The 17,209-nt window shown below is 35.4% G+C and carries 20 protein-coding genes; 3 read left to right on the top strand and 17 right to left on the bottom strand.

Going from position 1 to position 17,209, the window contains the following annotated elements; translation table 11 throughout:
* Nucleotides 1–78 precede the first annotated feature (78 nt).
* The 16 genes from EG849_RS06970 to EG849_RS06895 all read right to left on the bottom strand — a co-directional run bounded on the left by EG849_RS06970 (nt 79) and on the right by EG849_RS06895 (nt 12,827).
* Nucleotides 79–375 carry a DUF721 domain-containing protein gene (locus EG849_RS06970; protein WP_125012355.1) on the bottom strand — a complete coding sequence of 99 codons (297 nt, stop codon included), beginning with the start codon at nt 373–375 and terminating at the stop codon, nt 79–81.
* Nucleotides 356–793 carry a hypothetical protein gene (locus EG849_RS06965; RefSeq protein WP_125012354.1) on the bottom strand — a complete coding sequence of 146 codons (438 nt, stop codon included), beginning with the start codon at nt 791–793 and terminating at the stop codon, nt 356–358. The genes EG849_RS06970 and EG849_RS06965 overlap by 20 nt, the downstream gene beginning before the upstream one ends.
* A gap of 340 nt (nt 794–1,133) precedes the next feature.
* Complete coding sequence (locus tag EG849_RS06960; RefSeq protein WP_125012353.1) at nt 1,134–1,355, bottom strand: hypothetical protein; 222 nt, start codon at nt 1,353–1,355, stop codon at nt 1,134–1,136.
* A 7-nt stretch (nt 1,356–1,362) separates the two neighbouring features.
* Nucleotides 1,363–2,490 carry a hypothetical protein gene (locus EG849_RS06955; protein WP_125012352.1) on the bottom strand — a complete coding sequence of 376 codons (1,128 nt, stop codon included), beginning with the start codon at nt 2,488–2,490 and terminating at the stop codon, nt 1,363–1,365.
* 171 nt (nt 2,491–2,661) lie between these two features.
* Nucleotides 2,662–3,639 (bottom strand): signal recognition particle-docking protein FtsY, encoded by a 978-nt coding sequence (gene ftsY / locus EG849_RS06950; protein WP_125012351.1) that lies wholly within the window; start codon nt 3,637–3,639, stop codon nt 2,662–2,664.
* Nucleotides 3,640–3,907: 268 nt separating this feature from the next.
* Nucleotides 3,908–4,060: a DUF4295 domain-containing protein gene (locus EG849_RS06945; protein ID WP_113988621.1), complete on the bottom strand. Its 153-nt coding sequence runs from the start codon at nt 4,058–4,060 to the stop codon at nt 3,908–3,910.
* Between the two features lie 71 nt (nt 4,061–4,131).
* Complete coding sequence (rpmG, locus tag EG849_RS06940) at nt 4,132–4,314, bottom strand: 50S ribosomal protein L33 (protein ID WP_056069900.1); 183 nt, start codon at nt 4,312–4,314, stop codon at nt 4,132–4,134.
* A gap of 25 nt (nt 4,315–4,339) precedes the next feature.
* Nucleotides 4,340–4,576: a 50S ribosomal protein L28 gene (rpmB, locus tag EG849_RS06935; protein WP_125012350.1), complete on the bottom strand. Its 237-nt coding sequence runs from the start codon at nt 4,574–4,576 to the stop codon at nt 4,340–4,342.
* A gap of 71 nt (nt 4,577–4,647) precedes the next feature.
* The gene (locus EG849_RS06930; RefSeq protein WP_125012349.1) at nt 4,648–5,901 is read right to left on the bottom strand and encodes a competence/damage-inducible protein A; all 1,254 of its coding nucleotides are present in this window, start codon (nt 5,899–5,901) and stop codon (nt 4,648–4,650) included.
* Nucleotides 5,902–5,924: 23 nt separating this feature from the next.
* A complete protein-coding gene (locus tag EG849_RS06925; protein ID WP_125012348.1) occupies nt 5,925–6,269 on the bottom strand; it encodes an Hpt domain-containing protein in 345 nt (114 codons plus the stop codon).
* Entirely contained in the window at nt 6,269–6,880 is a 612-nt protein-coding gene (locus EG849_RS06920; protein ID WP_125012347.1) for a fumarylacetoacetate hydrolase family protein, read from the bottom strand. The genes EG849_RS06925 and EG849_RS06920 overlap by 1 nt, the downstream gene beginning before the upstream one ends.
* 68 nt (nt 6,881–6,948) lie before the next feature.
* A complete protein-coding gene (locus tag EG849_RS06915; RefSeq protein ID WP_125012346.1) occupies nt 6,949–7,719 on the bottom strand; it encodes a 3'-5' exonuclease in 771 nt (256 codons plus the stop codon).
* Between the two features lie 459 nt (nt 7,720–8,178).
* Nucleotides 8,179–9,489 (bottom strand): DUF389 domain-containing protein, encoded by a 1,311-nt coding sequence (locus EG849_RS06910; protein WP_125012345.1) that lies wholly within the window; start codon nt 9,487–9,489, stop codon nt 8,179–8,181.
* Between the two features lie 97 nt (nt 9,490–9,586).
* Nucleotides 9,587–10,882, bottom strand: a complete 1,296-nt coding sequence (locus tag EG849_RS06905) for a dihydrolipoamide acetyltransferase family protein (protein ID WP_125012344.1) — start codon at nt 10,880–10,882, stop codon at nt 9,587–9,589.
* Nucleotides 10,883–11,076: 194 nt separating this feature from the next.
* Nucleotides 11,077–12,237, bottom strand: a complete 1,161-nt coding sequence (locus EG849_RS06900; protein WP_125012343.1) for a glycosyltransferase family 2 protein — start codon at nt 12,235–12,237, stop codon at nt 11,077–11,079.
* A gap of 68 nt (nt 12,238–12,305) precedes the next feature.
* Nucleotides 12,306–12,827 (bottom strand): DUF4833 domain-containing protein, encoded by a 522-nt coding sequence (locus EG849_RS06895; protein ID WP_125012342.1) that lies wholly within the window; start codon nt 12,825–12,827, stop codon nt 12,306–12,308.
* A 461-nt stretch (nt 12,828–13,288) separates the two neighbouring features.
* Between EG849_RS06895 and EG849_RS06890 the strand changes: the two genes are divergently transcribed.
* Complete coding sequence (locus EG849_RS06890) at nt 13,289–15,151, top strand: ABC-F family ATP-binding cassette domain-containing protein (protein ID WP_125012341.1); 1,863 nt, start codon at nt 13,289–13,291, stop codon at nt 15,149–15,151.
* A gap of 32 nt (nt 15,152–15,183) precedes the next feature.
* Here the strand turns inward: EG849_RS06890 and EG849_RS06885 are convergent, their stop codons facing one another.
* Entirely contained in the window at nt 15,184–16,005 is an 822-nt protein-coding gene (locus EG849_RS06885; protein WP_125012340.1) for an oxygenase MpaB family protein, read from the bottom strand.
* Nucleotides 16,006–16,108: 103 nt separating this feature from the next.
* Between EG849_RS06885 and EG849_RS06880 the strand changes: the two genes are divergently transcribed.
* Entirely contained in the window at nt 16,109–16,393 is a 285-nt protein-coding gene (locus EG849_RS06880; protein ID WP_125012339.1) for a hypothetical protein, read from the top strand.
* 92 nt (nt 16,394–16,485) lie between these two features.
* Nucleotides 16,486–17,181, top strand: a complete 696-nt coding sequence (locus tag EG849_RS06875) for a hypothetical protein (protein WP_125012338.1) — start codon at nt 16,486–16,488, stop codon at nt 17,179–17,181.
* Nucleotides 17,182–17,209: the final 28 nt, after the last annotated feature.

The following is a 17,209-nucleotide window of genomic DNA, read 5'->3' as shown; positions in this document are numbered from 1 at the left end:
GCAGTCTGAAATATATAAAAAAATCCCGATCACTTATGCGATCGGGATTTTTTTATGCTTTTTATTGCGAACCATAAGTTATCTGAAAACGATTTCTTTGACGACATCGCGACGGAATTCTTCGTTGATCATGCGTATAATTTTTTCTTTTCCGTAGCTTAGTTCCTGGCGCAAAACGGCTGAAGTCAATTCAACATACAGGGTGTTCTTTCGAAGCGTCACTTCTTTGGTGTAACTGTTCACGCCGTTTCCCATCAAAGAAATCCACGCCTCTTTAACGGTAATCTGGTCGATGCCAGTTTGCAATTTGTTGGATTGAATAATGTGTTTTAAAACATCGCCAACCGAGTTTTCGTTATTTAGTCTCTTCGCCATCTATAAGGTTGATTGGTGTTGCTTTTTTATAATGGTATTCGATGTTTTGCTGGTTTAAAACAACCATTTTTTCATCAGAAATTGATTTTAATTCTTCTTTCCAAGTGGCATAATCAGTTTTATAGCTCAAGACAATTTTACCGTCATTATCAATCACCTCAAGTGCTTCAGACGAATCATCGGCCAGAAATTTACCGTCCAACTGCGGACTTACTTTTTTACGGAAGCCTTTGTAATCTTTATCAATCTTGAAGAAATCATAAGTCATGTTGATTTTATAGTCCTTTTCAGAACCGTCTGCCAAAATTACTTTTTCAATTTCCCAATACCCGTTTAATTTCTGCGTTTCTTCTTTTGAAACTTTTGCACAAGAAACTAATAATGAGGCCGTAAACAATAAAATCGCTATCTTTTTCATATTCATTTTTAAAAAAATAAATTTACCATTTATTACCTTGATAAAAAAGTTTCTGAATTAAACAATTCACAATTTTTAAAGTGTAATTGGAAAACGAATTTTTATGAAAAAATGACACTTTCAGTAGCATTTGGTTTCTTTTTTTCGAATGCCGTTTTTTGAATTTAAAAATGGGAGAAAACATGAAATTGCTTTCGAAAAAATGCCCAAAACGCACATGGATTTACAATAAGGAGATGGTTGTAATTCGAATACGAAAAGTTGCTGACATTGCCATTTTAGTCTAATCTGATTGCGAGGAATGTTTCGCAAAAAAAAATGCGCTAATCCATTAGCACATTTATTTTTTTATCTTTTTTACTGGAGTCTTTTTCTTTGTTTCCAACTGCTTTTTTTGATTGAAGAAATTCTTTACCGCTATAAAGAAAACCACCCAGCCTAAAAGCGCAAAAAGGTAATATAACGGCTGGATTGTACCTTCGCATATTCTTGCTGTCAAAATTAAAACCACAAACAAGATATAAAGATGTAGCGGTTTTACATTGTATATTGAAAATGCCATTTAACTTTTAGTTTATAGTATATTTCAAACCTAAGCTAACTCTACTAAAAGTTGCTTTATCTGAATTTAGAAGCAAATCTCTATTAGTATCCTTTCTTATTTCGATTCCAAATTTATCATTAAAAACATATCCTACTCCAAAATTTAAAAAAAAGCTATTACTTATTTCAAATAGAAATGTCTCTGTTAAGTATTGTCCGGTACCGTTTGGATATCTTAAATTGTATTTTATATCCCCAGATGGAGTACTGTAACCCATTGAAGCATCTAAAAATATTTTGTTTTTTGAGCTTATAAAAAAATTGTGCCTATATCCTAGATTAAAATTTAAGAAAGTAGATTCTAAAGTAAAATCGCTTCTTTCATTCACAGGATTATTTTGATTTCCAATATGTTTAGAGCTCCCAGAATATTGTTCTAAATCACCTCGAAAAAACACTTCAGATTTCCCATAAGAAAAAACCATTGCTATCTCAGCCCCACCACCAAAATTAGTTTTTGTTAATTTTTCAGAATCTTCATAATTATAATAAACTGAAAAATTTGATTGATTTGCTAAAGCAAATACACTATACTTAAATTTAATTTTTTCTGTTTTTTCTCCAAAAACTTTACTAGATTTCCCTTGACATAAATTAAATCTTTGCACGATTTTCTCAATATCATTTCGAACATATTTTAATTTGATAAAATCATTAAAAGTTAGTTCATCACACTTTAAAATTGTATTTAATTGATTTCGAAATTCGTTATTTTCTTTAATTACATTAGTTTCATTCAAATGGAATTTTTTGTATATAAGTTGCACAATTTCCGTACCTTCACCTACCTGATAAAAAAATCTGGTTTTATTACCATCATAATGTGAATACAAATTACAAGGACCTTCAACTATTACATTTAAAAAAAGAACTTTACTTATAAATATCGGGTCTTTAGAATAACTTTCATAATTTAAACTTTCATCTATATTTACCTTTTTTTTAATAAATTTACTATCTCCCTCAATCCCAAATTCAATTATATCATCAACTTTTAATAATTGAAAATCAGAATCTTCATTAAATTTAAATTTAACTAAAGAAGGATCTTTGAAACTCATATTTTTAAAATAAACTGTGGGTTTTTTCATCATTTTTATTGATGTAGTAACCTGCATTTAAATCTTGTGAATGCAATTGTAAATTTATAAAAATTGTGAATAGAGCTACTAAGTAAATTTTTAATTTCATAAGTCTTTATTTGTTAATTTATGCTAAAGTATTAAATTTAATTAACATTTTTGAATTAAAAAACTTTTATAAAATCATTTAAAGAAAGAATCCACAAATTCATGCTTGTTAAATACTTGCAGATCATCTATTCCCTCGCCTACTCCAATGTATTTAACTGGAATTTGGAATTGATCAGAGATTCCGATAACAACACCGCCTTTTGCAGTTCCGTCCAGTTTTGTTACAGCCAGCGAAGTCACTTCAGTTGCCGCGGTAAATTGTTTTGCTTGCTCAAATGCATTTTGGCCTGTTGAGCCATCCAAAACCAATAAAACATCGTGTGGCGCGTCTTCAAGGACCTTTTGCATCACGCGCTTTACTTTTGTCAACTCGTTCATCAAATTCACCTTGTTATGCAGACGGCCTGCGGTATCAATAATCACCACATCTGCATCTTGAGAAACGGCAGACTGCAACGTATCAAATGCAACGGATGCTGGGTCGCTGCCCATTTGCTGTTTCACGATTGGCACGCCAACTCGGTCAGCCCAAATCTGCAATTGGTCGATTGCGGCGGCGCGAAAAGTATCGGCAGCACCAAGAACGACTTTATATCCGGCTTTGTTGAATTGGTGGGCTAATTTCCCGATGGTGGTGGTTTTACCAACTCCGTTTACACCGACAACCATCAAAACATATGGTTTTTTATCTTTTGGAATTTCAAACTCCGTGGCTTCACCTGAATTGGTTTCTGATAGAAGCCCGGCGATTTCTTCCCGAAGAATTTGGTTCAGTTCGTCAGTTCCCAAATATTTGTCAGCGGCAACGCGTTCTTCGATTCGGGTTATGATTTTTAAGGTGGTGTTCACGCCAACATCTGAAGAAACCAATATTTCTTCAAGATTGTCTAAAACCTCATCATCTACTTTTGATTTCCCGGCAACTGCTTTGGTCAGTTTTGAGAAAAAAGATGTTTTTGATTTTTCAAGACCTTTGTCTAAGCTTTGTTTTGCTTCTTGGCTAAGGTTTTCTTTTTTTTCTGATGAAAATATTTTTTTAAAAAAGCTCATTTTTAATGATTGTTAGATTGTTAGACTACAAGACTTTTTAGACAATCTGAGTCCAGAAGCTAAAAGAAGGAGAAAGCGTTTTTAAATAGGCCCGATTGCAGCGAAAATCCTTTTATGCCGGGGTTCGGCATAAAAGATTGTGGCGGAAAGCAGGAACTACGTTTAAAAATGCCTTGTGTTTGGCTTCTGATAAAACTTGGGACAAATATAAAAATAAAAAAGCTACTTTCGAATGAAAGTAGCTTTTCTATATGCTGTTTTGGTTGAATTATTTCTTTTTCAAGAATTCGTCAACTAATTCAGGAGCCATAACGCTTTCTACGAAAGTATATGCACCAGTTTTTGGAGATTTTACCATTTTGATAGCTTTTGTCAATCTCTTAGAAGCTGTCTGTAACGTTGCAACGGTTTTCTTTGCCATGATTCAAATGTTATTTGATATTTTAATAAAATTCAAATGGGACCATCTGAATTTTTAAAAATCTCTAATTATTACTTAATTTCTTTGTGAACAGTTACTCTTTTCAAGATTGGATTAAATTTCTTAATCTCTAATCTGTCTGGAGTATTTTTTTTGTTCTTTGTTGTGATGTATCTTGATGTACCTGGTTGACCACTTGTTTTGTGTTCTGTACATTCTAAAATTACCTGGATTCTATTACCTTTCTTTGCCATCTTGCTATATAGTTTTTAGGAAGGATTATTTAATAAATCCGTTAGCTTTAGCTTCTTTCAAAACTGCAGCGATTCCATTTTTGTTGATCGTTTTTACTGTAGATGCAGCTACTCTAAGAGTAATCCATCTGTCTTCTTCAGGAAGATAAAAACGTTTTTTAACTAAGTTTACAGAAAATTTTCTCTTAGTCTTGTTCATCGCGTGGGAAACGTTGTTTCCAACCATCGCTCTTTTACCCGTAAGGTCACAAACTCTTGACATTATGCTTATCTTTTATCGTTATTCAAAATCAGGGTGCAAAGAAACGAAAAATAAACCTTTGTTCAAAATAATTATTGTACATTTTTTAAAATTTCTTTCTGAAGCATCTCGAACGCCTTATTTACCGCTCTATCAATGACTTTTTCTCGTGGCTGCCCAAAATTAAATTCTTCAATTATTGTCTCTTTTAGAGAAGAAATTGCGATAAAAACGGTTCCGACCTCACAATCGGTATCGTCTTTTGTCGGACCAGCGTTTCCGGTGATTCCGATGGAATAATCGGTTTTCATGATCTTTTTTACACCTAAAGCCATTTCTTCTGCCACTTGTGCGCTCACGACAGAAAATTCTTCTATTGTTTTTTCAGCAACGTTAAGCACTTCAATCTTCGCTTCTTTGGAATAACTGACCACGCTTCCCTTAAAGTATTTTGACGAACCTGGAATGGACGTAAGCATCTGCGCAATTTTTCCGCCGGTGCAACTTTCCGCCGTTGAAATGGTCTGGTTCTGCTGGGCAAGCATTTTTCCCAAAACAAACTCTAACGTTTCGCTTTCATCAAATCCAACGATAATATCGCCGATAATTTTGGTCAATGAAATGATATTTTCTTCGATCGCTTTCTTCAAGAGCTCTTCGTCGGATCCTCTGGCTGAAAGCCTCAACCGTACTCTTCCTGGGTTCGGGAGATAGGCCAATTTGATAAATTCAGGCAGGTTATTTTCCCAATCTTCAATTCGTTCAGCAACCAGGCTTTCACCTTGCCCGTATGTCAAAATGGTTTTATGGAGGATAAACGGACGTTCGTATTCTTTAATAACTTTTGGAAGAATTTCATTTTCAACCAAGTATTTCATTTCATAAGGAACGCCGGGCAAAGAGACAAAAACAGTGTTTTCTTTCTTCATCCACATTCCTGGAGCGGTACCAACCTGATTGTGCAAAACCGTAGCTTTTGAAGGAACAAGCGCCTGATCTTTATTCATTTGCGAAGCAGGCCGTTTCATCACCCTTTCAATCAAGTCAATGACGTGTGCCTCGACTTTTTTATCCACGATCAATTCGTCTTCAAAATAATCGCAGAACGTTTTTTTAGTCACGTCATCTTTTGTCGGACCCAAGCCTCCGGTAATTATCACCAAATCTACTTGGTTCTGCAACCTTTGAAATGTTTCTAAAATATGATTTCTATCATCCGAAACCGAAAGCACCTCGTGAATTTCAATACCAATCTTATCTAAAGATTTTGCTATAAAAGCCGAATTGGTATCTATAATTTGGCCGATTAAGATTTCGTCGCCAATGGTAACTATTGTTGCTTTCATAGCATTTTTACTTGCAGCTTTTTTTAAATATTAAAATCCTTGCTGATTTCTTTTACTGCTTTTTCTATTTTATCAGCAATACTTTTGTACGTTTCTTTGATTTCCTTCTTTTTCCCTTCGCGTTTTGTCCAATCTTCTACCAAAAGAATTTCTTCAAAAGCGACCGTCATTCCCAATAAATCCAAAGTCGGTTTTATCTTGTGGGCATAACTGTAAGCCAACTTATAATCTTTTTCTTTGATTCCTTTTTTGACATTTTTTAAATCTGCAGGAACTTCAGTCACAAACAAATTAATGATGTCTTGCACGAAGTCACTGTCATTGTCTGAGATTTCGTAAACTTTTGCGAGGTTGTAATGTATAGCCATTATTTTACTTGTATTCTAAATAATTTTTGTCCTTCTAAAAAACCTTCCAAAATATCATCCGGATTTACTTTTGCAACCCCTTCAGGCGTTCCTGTAAAAATAATATCCCCAATTTTTAATGTAAAATATTGCGATACATAAGAAATCAGCTCGTCAATTTTCCACAACATGTGAGTTGCCGTGCCTTTTTGCACAGAATTTCCATTATTGGTCAATTCAAATGTAAGATTTTCTAATGACTTGAATTGCGATTTCGGCAAAAATTCTCCGATAACCGCCGAACCGTCAAACGCTTTCGCTTTTTCCCACGGAAGTCCCTTTTCTTTTAATTGCGCCTGCACGTCACGTGCCGTAAAATCAATTCCCAGGCCAATTTCATCATAATATTTATGAGCAAATTTTGGATCAATGTGCTTACCTACCCTATTTATTTTCACCAAAATCTCCACTTCATGATGAATATCACTACTGAAATCAGGGATAAAAAACGGAAAATTTTTAGGCAAGATTGCTGTATCGGGCTTCAAAAAAATCACAGGTTCCGTTGGTTTTTCGTTCTGTAATTCCTCTATATGTTTGGTATAATTTCTACCGATGCAGATTATTTTCATTTTCTAAAGTTTTCAGGATTCAGCGTTCAGTGCTCAGACATTTCAGTTGCGTCACTGCCAGCCAAAAACTACTTTGTATTTAATTTCCTCAATTTAATTGCCGTCAAAACTTTTTTAGTGTACAACGGAAAATCAGCATTTTGAATCCATCCAAAATAACCTGGTTCAGTTTCAAGAATCTTGTCAACTTTTGCGCCTTTGTGCTTTCCGAAGGCAAAAATCTCCTCGTTATCCTTATCCAAACCAATGAAACCGGCAAAATCTACCGATTTTTTTCGTGTCGTATACTCTGAAAGCGATTTCATATCGTGTGGCAAATCTTCATAACGGTCCAATTGCGACTTCAAAATCTCATAGGTAGCCATCGTATCTGCTTCTGCAGAATGGGCGTTTTCAAGACTTTGTCCGCAATAAAATTTATAAGCCGCACTTAAAGTCCGTTCTTCTTTTTTATGGAAAATGGTTTGGACATCTACCGAAACGCGATTTTTCATGTCAAAATCCACTCCGGCACGCAGCAGTTCTTCCGCCAATAACGGAATATCAAACCGATCTGAATTAAATCCTGCCAAATCAGAGTCTTTTACCATGTTATAAATCGTCTGGGCCAATTCTTTAAAAGTCGGTTCGTTAGCCACTTTTTCGTTGGTAATTCCGTGGACAGCGGTCGTAGCTGCCGGAATCGGCATTTCTGGATTTACCAGCCAAGTCCTGCTTTCTTTGTTGCCGTTGGGAAAAACTTTAAAAATTGATATTTCAACAATCCTGTCCTTACTGATGTCGATTCCTGTAGTTTCAAGATCAAAAAAGCAGATTGGTTTTGTAAGTGTAAGTTCCATTTTATGGGTTTTTGTATGGACTACAAATATAAAAGGTTTTGCGTTTACAATACTTAAATAACCCTTTTTTTATAATCCCTTTAAGACTAAAACAGTAGGGAATTATTTTATATAAGAAGCCAAACTCAAGGCTTTATTTACTTCATTTTCCCGCTTTCTGCAGTAGCTTTTCTCCGAATAAAAATCGGAAGAAAAGGCTACTCCTGACAATCGGGGCTATTTAAAAACATTAGGCTTTCTTTTTACTTTTGGACCAAAATTCTCTCTAAACGATTCTTCTATTTTTTCAGTTGCAGTGTACCACAATAAAGTAAGTCTTAAAAAAAGCCCGAAGATTGAAATTTAACCCCGATAGTGACTTTTTTTTGAGGTCGTTACTTTACCAATAAATAAAAGAACAGCGAGTGGCACCAGCGGGAATTTCATTTAAAGAATGCCTAAAGTTTGGCTTCAAAAAAATTATTCAAAAAACGTTTTCACTTTTTCGGTTTCCAATCGCTTTTTCAGCCAGTCATTGATACGTTTTCGGGCATCGGCAGAAAGTCCTTTTTTATTGGTTTCCATTACCACAATTTTCACCTTATCCCTTTTTATACTGTCTTGAAAAGACACAGTTTCAGAATACGAACACGACTTGATTTCAGGAAAAATTGCCTGGACTTCTGATAAAATTTGCTTCCCAATTTCAGGTTTTGAAATAATGCTGTCGGTCGCTTTTTGTTTTTCTTTCAGCGCCAAATTCAGCCGGTTGATTTCTGTTTTCAACTTATCAATTTGATTTGTATTTTCCTTTCCATCATTTAAAGAAAACCCTTGCTTAAAGAGCAGCTTGGTATTCTCTAAAGAATAAGCATTTGCCCTTTTGGCGATTTCTCGCTTTTCTTTATCCGTTAAACTGCTTCCTCCATAAATTAAAGAAATTTGTCTTTTTTGGGGATCAATTTCATTTTTCAACAGATAACTGCCTTCAAAAACACTGACATCAGCAATAAATTTATTGGCTCTTTCCGTAAATCTTTCGGCTTGCACTAAAGCATATCCAAAATAAATACTAGGAATCAAAGTGACCGCGATGATGAAAGAAGTCCAGCGCACGACTTTCTTTTTCTGGTCTTCCTGAACCAAATTGGTGATCGGAAATTTTAAAAACCGTGAAATCAAAACCGAGGAAATTCCGATAAAAACCGTGTTGATGGTAAACAGATAAAACGCCCCTAAAAAGAAATTCAAATCGCCATTTGCCAAGCCAAATCCTGCCGTACAAAGCGGCGGCATCAACGCCGTGGCAATGGCAACTCCCGGAATTACATTTCCTTTTTGGCGGCTGCTGATGGCTACAATCCCGGCCAAACCACCGAAAAGTGCAATCAAAACATCATAAATAGTTGGACTGGTTCGCGCCAAAAGCTCGGAATGTGCTGTGGACAACGGACTCAACAAAAAGTAAACGGTAGAAGCAAACAGGCTGGCAATTACAGCAAAGACAAAATTCTTGAGAGCTTTTCGGAACAATACAAAATTGTATGTAGCGATGCTGTAGCCCATTCCGTTGATGGGTCCCATCAGCGGCGAAATTAACATCGCACCGATAATTACGGCTGTAGAGTTCATGTTCAAACCGATGGAAGCGATGAAAATGGCAAAGACCAAGATCCAAAGATTGGTTCCTTTAAAGATAATGTCTTTTTCAATATTTTGGTGGATGACGCTGTAATCATCCATTTCTGAAGTCAAGTTGGTATAGGTCAGGAATTTTCTAAGCAAGTTCATTTTTCACTTCTTTAAACAGTTCCTTTAAATGTACGTATTTTTCCTAAAACAAAAAACTCCCGAATCGCTTCGGGAGTTTTTTTATGGATTTCAAATTTTAATAATCTCTGTTTACATCAAACGCTTCCAAGTATTCGGCAACGCGTTTCACGAAGCTTCCTCCTAATGCGCCATCGACAACTCTATGGTCATACGAATGCGAAAGGAACATTTTTTGGCGGATTCCGATGAAATCGCCTTCTGGAGTTTCAATAACTGCCGGTACTTTTCTGATCGCACCCAGCGCCAGGATTCCCACTTGTGGCTGGTTGAGGATTGGAGTTCCGAAAACGCTTCCGAAAGTTCCAACGTTTGTAACCGTATATGTACCGCCTTGCGTATCGTCTGGCTTTAGTTTTCCTGCTTTGGCACGGTTTCCTAAATCGTTAACAGCTTTCGCCATTCCCACCAAGTTCAATTGGTCCGCGTTTTTGATAACGGGAACAATCAAGTTTCCGTTTGGCAAAGCGGCCGCCATTCCAAGGTTGATGTTTTTTCTTTTTATGATATAATCTCCGTCAACAGAAATGTTCATTCCCGGGAAATCTTTTAATGCTTTCGCAACCGCTTCCATCATTATTGGCGTGAAAGTCAGTTTTTCACCTTCGCGTTTTTCGAAAGCATCTTTTACTTTAGTTCTCCATTTTACGATGTTCGTTACATCCACTTCGATGAACGACTGGACGTGGGCCGAAGTTTGAACCGAAGCCACCATATAGCCCGAAATCAGCTTGCGCATTCTGTCCATTTCCACAATTTCGTCACCACCGTTTACAGAAACGGGTGCTGGAGATTGCGCTTTTGGTGCAGGAGCTTGCGCAACTGGCTGTGCTTTTGGAGCCTCCACTTTTTGCTGTTTCCTATCGGCAACATAACTAAGAATATCATCTTTTGTCACTCTTCCGTCTTTTCCAGAACCGCTGATTCCTTCTAATTCAGCTACCGAAACCGCTTCTTCTTTAGCGATATTTTTCACTAAAGGCGAAAAGAATTTTTCTGAATTTGAAAAATCTTGTGGTGTTGCAACTGCTTGTTGCGCACTTTCAACTGTTTTTTCGATTGTGGCCGCAGCTGCCGGAGCGTCGTCTTTTGGCGCTTCCACCACTACGCCGCCTGAAACTTCGATGTAAGCAATGGTCTGACCTACTTTTACGACGTCATCGACATTGAAAAGTATTTCCGACAAAACACCTGAAACTTCTGAAGGCACTTCTGAATCTACTTTATCAGTAGCGATTTCAAGAACTGCTTCATCGGCTTCAATTGGGTCGCCTACTTTTTTTAACCAATTGGTAATTGTTGCTTCTGCAACGCTTTCTCCCATCTTTGGAAGTTTCAATTCAAATTTTGCCATATTGCTAACCTAATGGTGGATTTTTATTTTATCGATGCAAAATTAGTGATAATTTCTAGGTAATACTACGAATTATATAATTTTACAGGATTATATTTTAAATACTTAAACCACAAATTTAATATAATTTTAGGCGATTAAATAGCACGAATCATTAAGTTTTTGCTAAAATTCTTAATGCTAAAAAAATACGCTTAAAATTGCACTACTTCTCCCCTATCATTGCTGCTGTTGCTCCCGATGATGAAATTGGAATTGCCAGGCAGTATTTTAAAGGTGGTGTGCTTGCTTTTTTGTGTTTCTAAAATCGAAATGCATTCTTTAAAGGAGAGCTGATTTTGATCTAAAATCAGTTCGGTTATATTCCTACTCGAAAACGTTTGCGAAAATAATGCTTTTTGGTTTTCTAAATTGTGAAATTCTATGTTTTTTTTAAGTGTATTTTGCAATTTTTCTTTTAAAACAGAATCATTCGAGCAAAAAACAAACTTTTCAGGAATTGATCGGCTTGCTTTTTTTCCTTGGAACATTTTGATGAAAGAGAAAAAAACAATTCCGATTTTCATAAATAACGAGAAAAAGAAGGATGTCCTGAAATGTTTTTTATAAAAGAAGTTCATCGCTTCCTGAAAACGTTTCATATAGGTTCCGTCTTTGACAGTGCTTTCTCCTTTATAATGTATGACCGTGGTTTCATGGAAATAATAGTTCTGTTTTCCGGTTTTCAAAACCATATAGGACAGGTCAATATCATCAGAATACATGAAACAGTCTTCGTCAAAACCGCCTACTTCTTCATAGGTTTCTTTTTTCATTACCATAAAAGCGCCGACCAAAATCTCCACTTTTCCGGTTTGGTTTTCGGTGAGATGCGAAGCATAATATTTTCCGAAGGATTTTATTGACGGAAAAATTTTATACAGACTGCATATTTTGGTAAAAGCCACGAATGGCGTTGGAACGCCACGTTTTGATTCGGGCAGAAAATTTCCGGTCCCGTCGATTAACTTGCAACCTACGATTCCTAAATTTTCTTGTTTTTTGGCAAACGCCAAGACTTTTTCGAAGGTATCTTCGCCAACAACGGTGTCTGGATTTAAGATGCAGATGTATTCACCACGCGCTATTTTTACGCCAATATTATTGCCTTTTGGGAAACCTGAATTTTCTTTGTTTTCAATTAAAATGACTTCCGGAAAACGCTCTTTCATCATCTGGCAACTATCATCTGGCGAATTATTATCGACCACAATAATTTCGGCATTGAAGTTCTGAGTCGCTTTTTGGACACTCAAAACGCATTGCTCTAAGAAATGGCGCACATTATAATTCAGGATAATAACAGATAATTGCATTGGACAAATATAATTGGAAAATGTGTCAAAAGGAAAACTTAGTGTCTTTGAGAATTATCTTTATTTCTCTAATCTGTTTCTAGATAAAATCTTTCTTTAACTTCCTTGCTCGAACTTTCGTCGGTTCCTGAAAAATCGATAAATTCTATTTTTGGCTTGAGGCTTCCTTTTTGCATCGACAGATACATTTTGTGCAAGATAATTTTCTTCCCGTTTACCATAGTTTTCACTTGTGACTTCCCATTTTTATGGATTTCTAAGTACATTTTCTTGTCAGGATAAGAAACCAGGCAGAATTCATAATGGTTTTCTTTTTGCTTTTTTATATCGATTCCGTAAGCGAGATTGCGTTGCATTTTTGTGAGTTCTTCTTTGGCTCCGCCTTTTGTGTACGCTATTTTGTGGATTTTTATAGGCTCAATGCTATTGATTTTTTTATGTTCAAAATTAGCTTCATAAACAAAGGTGTTGTGGTTTTGGGAATGCTGGATGTAAAAAAGATGCGTTGCCGATTTTTCAGGAACCGGATATCCTTTTTGGGCAAAAGCGCTTATTGAAATGCAAAGTATGAGGAAGTAACTATTTTTCATATTTACCTATTTAGCTTTTTACGAATTTACTAAACAATTGCAATTGTAAGTTTTTATTTATGTTAAAGATTATTTACCCAAAATAAATCAGCAACAGACCAAAACTCACTAGCGTTTTTTCTTTTGCTGTCCTGGCGCGTAAGCTTTTGCACTTTTACTTCCAGACATTTTTTTTGCGTGCCCAGGCGATATTTTTCCTGATCTCGATGATGAAATGTGAGTATTGCAACTTACTATTAAAAGGGATATTACTAGCAAAACCGCTACTTTTTTCAATGCCATACAAGTTTTCATAATTTTACTTTTTTTTTCGAATTTACAACCTTTATTCCGTGAATCAATGAATTTATTATTAGTTTATTGAATGCTATCTGCCCAAATATTATAGAAAGTACCCGTCAAAAATTTGAAAGTCAAAAAATTGGCATTAAAAAGCTTACTTTTGCAGAAAAATTACCGCAGTGAATTATTTATCAGTAGAAAACATATCAAAATCCTTTGGCGAAAGAACGCTTTTTAAGGACATTTCGTTTGGAATCAACAAGGACCAGAAAATTGCTTTTATTGCGAAAAATGGCTCTGGAAAAACGTCGATAATGAAAATTATCAATGGTGAAGACGAGTCAGACACGGGCCAAGTAGTGATTCGCAAGGATATTAAGATGTCTTTTTTGTCTCAGGATAATAATTTGCAGGAGGAATTGACGATTGAAGAAAGCATTTTTGCGAGTGATAATGAGACTTTGGACGTGATCCATCAATATGAAAAAGCATTGGAAAATCCGGAAGATGAGGAAGCGTACCAACGTGCTTTTGACCGAATGGACCAATTTAATGCATGGGATTTTGAGACGCAGTTTAAGCAGATTCTGTTTAAATTGAAGCTGGAAGATTTTAGCTTAAAGGTGAAAAATCTTTCGGGTGGACAGAAAAAAAGATTGTCTTTGGCGATTATCTTGATCAACCGCCCCGATCTTTTGATTTTGGATGAACCTACGAATCACTTGGATTTAGAGATGATTGAGTGGCTGGAAAGTTATTTTGCAAAAGAAAATATTACGTTGTTCATGGTGACGCACGACCGTTTCTTTTTGGAACGCGTCTGCAACGAAATCATTGAATTAGACAACGGGAAATTATACCAATATAAAGGAAATTACTCGTATTATTTAGAGAAAAAAGAGGAACGAATTGCTTCGGAAAATTCAAGTGTCGATAAGGCTCAAAACCTTTTCAAAAAAGAATTGGAATGGATGCGAAGACAGCCGAAAGCGAGAACGACAAAGAGCAAATCGCGCCAGGATGATTTTTATGTAATTAAGGAAAAAGCCGAAAGCCGACGTAAGGAAAACAAGGTCGAGCTGGAAATCAATATGGAACGAATGGGAAGCAAAATTATTGAGCTTCACAAGATTTCGAAGAAATTTGGCGACAAGGTAATTTTGGACAATTTCAGTTTTGATTTTCAACGTGGCGAACGTATTGGAATCATCGGTAAAAACGGAACTGGAAAATCTTCTTTCTTGAATTTACTGACCGGAACGATTCCGTTAGACGGCGGAAAAGTGGTTGTTGGAGAGACGATTAAGATTGGATATTATACGCAAAGCGGAATTAATCCAAAGCAAGGACAGCGCGTTATTGATATCATTAAGGAATACGGAGAATATATTCCGTTGACGAAAGGAAAGATCATTTCAGCTTCGCAATTGCTGGAGCGATTTCTTTTTGACGCCAAAAAACAATATGATTTTGTAGAAAAATTGAGCGGTGGCGAGTTGAAACGTCTGTATTTGTGTACGGTTTTGATCCAAAATCCTAACTTTTTGATTCTCGATGAGCCGACGAATGATTTGGACATCGTGACGTTGAATGTTTTAGAGAGCTTTTTATTGGATTATCCTGGATGTTTGCTGGTGGTTTCGCACGACAGGTATTTTATGGATAAGATTGTAGATCATTTATTTGTGTTTAGAGGCGAAGGTGAAATCGAAAATTTCCCAGGAAATTATTCTGATTTTAGAGCCTATGAAGACAGTGCTGATGTGCAACAAAAAGAAGACAATAAGACGGAGAAAAAAGCTTGGAAGCAAAATAATCCGACAGTAAATTTGACTTTTAACGAGCAGAAAGAATTTCAAAAAATTGAACGTGAGATTAAAGATTTGGAAATTGACAAATCTAAAATTGAATTGTTGTTTTCGGAAGGAAAAGTCCCAGATGCTGAAATTGAAAAGAAAGCAAACGAGTTGCAAGTGATTATCAAAAAAATGGAAGATAAAGAGGAAAGATGGTTTGAGTTATCTGCCAAAATGGAAGGGTAATTTCACGCAAAAACACAGAGATTTTTAGAGATTTAAGATATTAAAAAACCGCAACAATTATTTTTGTTGCGGTTTTTTGTTTGTATTATATTACGGGGTTGGATGTCGATTTGCTTGATTTCACTTTTGTATTCTGATGGAAGCAAAATATTTTTTATGACTGAATCCATTTTTACTAATTTACTTATTTTATAAAATTTAATTATTGGTTTTATTGGAGCGAAATTATTATTGAATAGTTTTTTCTTTACAATTTCAGGAACAATTAATTTCTGAACGCCTATTAATATATAGAACCGAATTGTTCCCAAATGCTTTTTATATTGGTGGAACAAATCGATTGTGAAGTTACTTTTCTGTAAATTCTCTTCTAAATGCGAATCTCGAACTGGCAACCAATCGATGTAATTTGCAGGCAATTCTTTCAACTCCATTCGTAATCCTACTCGATAAAAAACATTATAAACCTCTTCTTTTTCAGCATTGGTCAGTTTTCTTTCAAGCAATTCATAGGCAGCAATTGAATAATGAATCAGCATAAAAAGTACGTCACGATAAGCCCAATCAGGTATCACTTTACCTCTACTTTCTTCCACTTTTAAATGGATGTTGTTCATAAAATCAATCGCTTGATTAGCTTGATCCGTTGGCGAAAAAACAATTTTTCTGGCGTAATTAACGGTTGAAAATAATCTTCCCAAAGGATCTGACGGTAATTTCCCAGTATAATACAGCCAATCTACCGCTTTGTTCAATGCAAATTCTGCGGAAGCTCCAGCAAATATAAAAAGGACGGTATCGCTCTTTCCCCAAATTTTTCGAACAATTGAATTTTTCGCTACAAACAGTTCCATAATCTCAGTTGATTTATTTTATACAAAATTACATTTTTTTTATTTCAAAAGTACTTTGTGTTTCAAAGTTTATTAACTTTGTCAAAAAATAAACATAGAAACGATGAAAAATAAACGATTAATTGGCATTTTAGGAACTATCGCAGTCCTTTTATGCATTCCTTTGGTGGCAATGCAGTTCACAAATGAAGTGAATTGGACATTTTCTGACTTTGTAATTGCTGGCGGTTTGTTACTTGGAACCGGACTTTTAATTGAAACTGTTGCCAGGAATATTAAAAACAAAAAAATAAGAATTGGAATTACAGTTGCAATTTTGATTGTACTTGCTCTGGTTTGGGCAGAATTGGCAGTGGGCATTTTCGGAACTCCGTTTGCTGGTTCTTAGCAATAATTTAAATACATTTATAAGAATTTTCAAGCAACCTTAATTGCTTCTTTGAATCTATCCTACAATAGAACTTCCCAATTGATTTATAAATGAAATTAAAATTACTATTTTTAAGTACACTTTTATTTTGCTTCACTTCCACCTTTTCACAAGAAAAAGATGAACGTTCCTACATTTTAAAACTAAATGCAACCTCATTAGTTGATGGTTTTTCATTCCCAACCGTGCAGTTGGCTTTGGAGCGAAAATTCAATAAATCCTTCAGCGTACAAGGAGAATTTGGGCTGCAACTTTATGAATTAGGTCAATCTGTTGATACTGTTTCATTAGATGCTAAAGGCTTTAGGGCAATGGCAGAAGGACGATTTTATTTCCTGAATTATTATAAAAAAGATAAAAACCAGAAAAGAATATCTGATGGTGTTTATGTTGGAATACAACTATTTTATCGTGAAAACCAATTTAGCAGAAATACAAACTACTATTTTGAAGATAGCGAAAATGAAAACTTGTACGAAGATAATTTTGATGTCAAAAAAAATATTTTCGGCGCCAACTTAGCTTTAGGATTTCAGAAACAATTTGGACATTTTGTACTTGAACCCTATATGTATATTGGAATAATGAAACGAGATCTAAAAAACTTTGACCGCAGTTATAATCCTGATTTGGGACATCTTGAAGATAACGGTCCTCACGATTTCTTCGGAGACACTGATATGCACGAATCTTCTGGATACAAAGCTAATTTTTCATTTGGACTGCGAATCGGCTATCGATTTTAAACTAAAAACCACAACCGTTACGTTGTGG

This window comes from Flavobacterium macacae (assembly GCF_003865365.1).
Classification (GTDB): domain Bacteria; phylum Bacteroidota; class Bacteroidia; order Flavobacteriales; family Flavobacteriaceae; genus Flavobacterium; species Flavobacterium macacae.
Note: the sequence above shows the minus strand (reverse complement) of the source record. Positions and strands in the feature narration are given on the sequence as shown.